Genomic DNA, 3,801 nt, shown 5'->3' with positions numbered 1-3,801 from the left:
ATAGAGGGTTATGTATGGGCAAAATATTTAACAGATTGTAAATATAAGTATTGAGGGAGTAGGGAGTAGGGAGTAGGGAGTAGGGAGTAGGGAATAGGGGGGAAGAATTGATGATTTCTCTGCTAAAATGAAGTTTATTTTTTATTATTTGAGAGGTCTATTAGATTAGATAAATTTTTGGCCGATATTTCTGAGAAGTTGTACATACTGCTCAAAATTGTTCTACTCTAGTCTATGTACCTGAGAATATAGAGTTGTAATATGCCCAGAACTCAACGTAATGATAATTTCATTGACAAATCGTTTACGGTTATGGCAGATTTGATTTTGAAGCTACTACCAACAAATTATCAAGCTAAAGAAGCTTTTGCCTATTATCGTGATGGAATGTCGGCACAAGCTGATGGAGAATATGCTGAAGCTTTAGACAATTATTATGAAGCTTTAAAATTAGAAGAGGACCCTAATGACCGGAGTTATATTCTTTATAATATAGGCTTAATTCATGCTAGTAATGGCGAACACGATCGAGCATTGGAATATTATTACCAAGCATTAGAAAATAATCCCAGAATGCCTCAAGCTTTAAATAATATTGCTGTTGTTTTTCATTATAGAGGAGAACAGGCAAAAGAAACAGGTAACTCAGAAGAAGCGGATGGCTGGTTTGATAAAGCTGCGGAATATTGGAAACAGGCAATTAGTTTAGCTCCTAATAATTATATTGAGGCTCAAAATTGGTTGAAAACTACTGGGCGTTCAAATAAAGATGTATTTTTCTAATTAATTAGGGAGTAGGGAGTAGGGAGTAGGGAGTAGTTTTATTCAGCAGTAAGCTATCAGTTTGATTACCTTTAGTTGGCAACTAAAACTTGTCATTATTGTGCTTCAATTTTCTGGTTAAAAATTTAGTATAAGTTAATTGAATGCTTACTTTATTTATTAAAAAGCTGAGAGCTGACTGCTGACGTAGTTTTCATCAATAGACATCTCCAAGAATAAAAAATTAAATCAATTATTGTACATAAATTATCAATTACTTCCCCCTCCATACCTATTCCCTCTTTTCTGAAGATGTCTAATAGGAATGGAAGTAGTGAAAGGGCGTAAATATTTATAATTTATATCTAGGTTATCCAACGCCTTTAGTTCATTTTATAGTTTTGAAAATAGGAAAAGTTACTGATGACTATAGACCGGGAACAAGTCCATAAAGTTGCACATTTAGCTAGATTAGAACTCCAACCAGAAGAAGAAGAAATATTTACTACTCAGTTAAGTAGTATTCTCGAATATTTCCAACAGTTGAGTGAGTTAGAGACGGAAACAGTGGCTCCTACTACTAGGGCAATTGATGTTAGTAATATCACTCGTGAGGATCGTTTGGAACCTTTTCCTAACCGAGAAGAAATTCTTTCCTGCGCTCCAGAACAAGATGGCGACTTTTTTAAAGTTCCTAAAATTATAAGTGAAGAATAAAAGCTCAAATATCAGGGCAGCATATTTGAACTCAGAAGTCAGTAGGGGCGAATGGCCATTCGCCCCTACATTCGCAGCACAGACTAAATTTGAGAGGAGTGAGAATGTCTGCGCTAGTAATGGCGACTACTATAGACAAAAAAGGATATTCATTAATGCATAATGGATAATTACCTCTCCCTTTTAGGGAGAGGATTGACGCGGTAGGGAAAAAATTTATTTCTCGAGGGGAGATTGGAGGCAAGCGTTTGCGCTTCGCAAAGCTTCGAAGTTCGCGTAGCGTCCCGGAGGGAACGGAGACCTCGCCATCCCATCCTAAGGTCATGCTCCGCTTGCCGACCGCTCTCAAGGGGAGATTGGAGGCAAGCGTTTGCGCTTCGCAAAGCTTCGAAGTTCGCGTAGCGTCCCGGAGGGAACGGAGACCTCGCCATCCCATCCTACGGAATGCTTCGCTTGCCGACCGCTCTCAAGGGGAGATTGGATATGGCGAGGAGACCTCGCCATCCCTCGACCGCTTTTTCCCCTTTCTTGGGGAGGCTTTAAAGGGTGAATTATCTAATTATTTAATTGTTTAATTGTTTAATTGTTTCGGTAAAGATTAGCGATCGCTAGTTTCGTTAACACCTGGATACTCTTGCTCCTCTGGGCTTTGTTGCATGAAAGTATATAGCTGCCATACTTGCTTGTGCATATGTACTTCATAATGCGCGGAAACTGCTGTAACTATTGGACAACAGATGAATAAAACATCAACTATTGTCCAATAGATGAATAAAACATCAATCTCGGAAAAGAGATCGATATAGCTACCACACTTGCTCCGTGTTTTCCTGAGGTCATGCTTCGCTTTCCATGTGCGTAGTAGGAACAAATGTTCTATCGCTACTTTCATGCAACAAAGCCGCTCCTCTGTTAAAAAAACTTTGCTAAACGACGTAATACCAAATATTCCCAACTAAAAATCGAATAACCATAGCCTTGTTGTTTGACTGCTTCGACCTGTTTTTGCACTGTATTAAGTGAGAAAGGAACAACATTCCTGGTTGCTGAGATACCAACTCCAACTGGCACATAATAAGAAGCAGTGTAAATACCAGAATTTGATAAACTTGCAACCATCGCTTCTGGTGTTGGACGATAAACCTGCAACACTATTTCATCTACTATCCCTTGTTCCACCCACGACAACCAATCTTGATTGTATTTTGAGACAGCAAAGTTGTAAGGATTAGGTGAAAGACTAACCACCAGTTGGGAATTTTTGGCTTTAATGTGACTATACACTTTTTGGGTTAAGGTTGTTAACGCCTGACGTTGATTACTATTACCAAAAGCCTTGGGAACAGCCCAATGATCGTCTAATTGAATTCCTTCTAACCCTTTAACTTTGAGAATATCATCTATGTGACCTAAGATGTATTCTTGAACTTCTGGATGAGCTGGATCTAGCCAAACATTTCCATCTTCTACAGTTTCCCCTTCTACTGTTTTTAGTAACCAATCTGGATGTTTCTGAGCAATAGCATTTCCAGGATAAAGCATCATACCATATTCAAACCACGCATAAGGCTTTAATCCTTGACGGCGAGATTCTTGAACCGCTGCTTTGAGAGGATTAGTCAAAGGAGGACGCAATAAAAAGTGAGTAGAACTGTCAGAAGTTGGATAGAGCGTTCCTTTTAAACCATAAACACTAAAGTAAACACGATCATATCCTGACAGAGAAAGGTGATGTAGGATTTCATCTAAGAATGTGGTGTGATGTAGAAATGCTGTGGCAACATTGGTCATCCAAATTCCCTGCATCTTCTCTTTAACTACAGGAGAACGAGGAGACGCATGATGAGTCGCCACCGATAATAAACAAACCCCTACTACGATGCCTAACCATCTGAGGAACTTTTTGATGATTCTTTTCATTAGACATCTCCAGAAACTAAGCTTTACTCTTAAATTACAAAAGTTTGAGATTAATTTTCGGAGAAGTCTATTTGAAAGTTAAGTTTTTCTGATTTGGTATTTAATTGCGATCTAAATTTTTGGTAGTGGTGTACAAGTAGTGATACTCGGATAATAAGGTTAATTAGAGAGCGAATATTATTCTTTTGAAATATAGAATTTAGGGGCTTTTCTGTTCCCCGTTCCCTGTTTCCTTGCTTCAGTCTAAATCACTACATCTACAGGAGTACAAAATTTTTTAGTTTCTACAACACCCTCAATACACTAGAAATTCTATCAATCACATCTAATGATTGAATTTCATCTAATGCTTGTCGGAAGTTTCCTTCTCTGACATCATGGGTAACAACAACTATTTCTGCA

General features: G+C 38.3%; 4 protein-coding genes. 2 read left to right on the top strand and 2 right to left on the bottom strand.

Annotation, left to right across the window (positions count from 1 at the left end; genetic code table 11):
• The first annotated feature begins 261 nt into the window (after nucleotides 1-261).
• Both F6K22_RS35100 and gatC read left to right on the top strand, forming a co-directional pair.
• On the top strand, nucleotides 262-783 hold the full coding sequence (locus F6K22_RS35100; protein WP_293109112.1) for a photosystem I assembly protein Ycf3: 522 nt from the start codon (nucleotides 262-264) through the stop codon (nucleotides 781-783).
• Nucleotides 784-1,185: 402 nt separating this feature from the next.
• Nucleotides 1,186-1,479 carry an Asp-tRNA(Asn)/Glu-tRNA(Gln) amidotransferase subunit GatC gene (gatC, locus tag F6K22_RS35095; protein ID WP_293109110.1) on the top strand — a complete coding sequence of 98 codons (294 nt, stop codon included), beginning with the start codon at nucleotides 1,186-1,188 and terminating at the stop codon, nucleotides 1,477-1,479.
• A 598-nt stretch (nucleotides 1,480-2,077) separates the two neighbouring features.
• Here the strand turns inward: gatC and F6K22_RS35090 are convergent.
• Both F6K22_RS35090 and F6K22_RS35085 read right to left on the bottom strand, forming a co-directional pair.
• The gene (locus tag F6K22_RS35090; protein WP_293109107.1) at nucleotides 2,078-2,371 is read right to left on the bottom strand and encodes a hypothetical protein; all 294 of its coding nucleotides are present in this window, start codon (nucleotides 2,369-2,371) and stop codon (nucleotides 2,078-2,080) included.
• Between the two features lie 20 nt (nucleotides 2,372-2,391).
• Nucleotides 2,392-3,399 carry a glycoside hydrolase family 10-like protein gene (locus tag F6K22_RS35085; RefSeq protein WP_293109105.1) on the bottom strand — a complete coding sequence of 336 codons (1,008 nt, stop codon included), beginning with the start codon at nucleotides 3,397-3,399 and terminating at the stop codon, nucleotides 2,392-2,394.
• Nucleotides 3,400-3,801: the final 402 nt, after the last annotated feature.

Source organism: Okeania sp. SIO2F4 (assembly GCF_010672385.1).
In the GTDB taxonomy this organism is placed as follows: Bacteria; Cyanobacteriota; Cyanobacteriia; order Cyanobacteriales; family Microcoleaceae; genus Trichodesmium.
This window is presented reverse-complemented; position numbering and strand designations above follow the sequence as displayed.

Coding starts and splice junctions, on each gene's coding strand:
- F6K22_RS35090 (WP_293109107.1), bottom strand. CDS start 2,371: ATGAAAGTAGCGATAGAACATTTGTTCCTACTACGCACATGGAAAGCG.
- F6K22_RS35100 (WP_293109112.1), top strand. CDS start 262: ATGCCCAGAACTCAACGTAATGATAATTTCATTGACAAATCGTTTACG.
- gatC (WP_293109110.1), top strand. CDS start 1,186: ATGACTATAGACCGGGAACAAGTCCATAAAGTTGCACATTTAGCTAGA.
- F6K22_RS35085 (WP_293109105.1), bottom strand. CDS start 3,399: ATGAAAAGAATCATCAAAAAGTTCCTCAGATGGTTAGGCATCGTAGTA.